Source organism: Oleiphilus sp. HI0132, from assembly GCF_001635845.1.
This window is the reverse complement of sequence record NZ_LWGJ01000554.1, coordinates 1-907: the sequence shown is the minus strand read 5'-3', so window position 1 is coordinate 907 and position 907 is coordinate 1. Positions and strand designations below refer to the sequence as shown.

Below are 907 nucleotides of genomic sequence, written 5' to 3'. Positions count from 1 at the left end.
AAACCTGCTAACAGTAAACCGATCAAGATAAGCGGTACCGACATTAACGACATACCTAGCAGCTTTTTTAGGCCGAACAAGATATCCATCAGTTTGCGCTAACAACCTCAAAGTCTGCAAGAATATAAAGTTCACCTGAAGCGTCCAACACTTTCACCTGCCAAGCACCCAGCATATGTTTATCAATAAACTTACTTGAGTAGGACTTCTGTTTAGCAACATTTACCGGGATCCTCACCTTTGCCTGCCTTACCCCCTCACGATACCAGTGATGATAGAGTGTAGCGCCTCGCAAGCCATGCATCTCAGTATGCAGGATGACTTTGATCAGCCCGGATTCAGGCATTACGACACGATGCTGCAAGGGTTCTCCTGGAACATCATTCTTAATACTTAGGCTCAGCACAGCTTCTTTTATGGCGCTATTTATAATCAGGACAGAAGCTGGGCTCGCCTCGGAAATTTTGACTGCAGGCTGAGCGTTAACGCTTTCATCGCTGTCTGTCTCAAGAGGCTTAGCTTCAGGTGCCGGGGCTTTAATTTCTTTAGGCTCTTCAACAACTTTGGGTGTACTCACAAGCTGCGCTAGTTCCTCTGGCTTTAACTCTCCCAAAGGTGGCACCGTTACTTCGGGCTTTGGTGAAGCCTGCTTTACAGAGTCAGGATCGTCTGTTTTTTCTATGACCGCTATCTTCGGCTCCTTGATACTGCTATCTAGTGGTGTCTCAGCCTCATCAAAATCAAGTGCATCATCCTTGTTGGCAGTGGATAAACTGATAAGCAACACCAGCACGACTAACACAAGCAAGCCAAACCCTACGATGCGGTCCCAGCGAACAAAACTCTCTTCATAATGGCTATAGTCTTCACGCTGCTCGGGCAAAGGTCCGAGTGCTATCTTTCTTTT

General features: G+C 46.7%; 1 protein-coding gene. It reads right to left on the bottom strand.

Annotated elements, in window-relative coordinates; genetic code table 11:
- Window positions 1–88: 88 nt before the first annotated feature.
- Window positions 89–907: DUF2914 domain-containing protein (locus A3766_RS06615; protein WP_068641964.1), on the bottom strand; the 819-nt coding region annotated here is incomplete at its 5' end.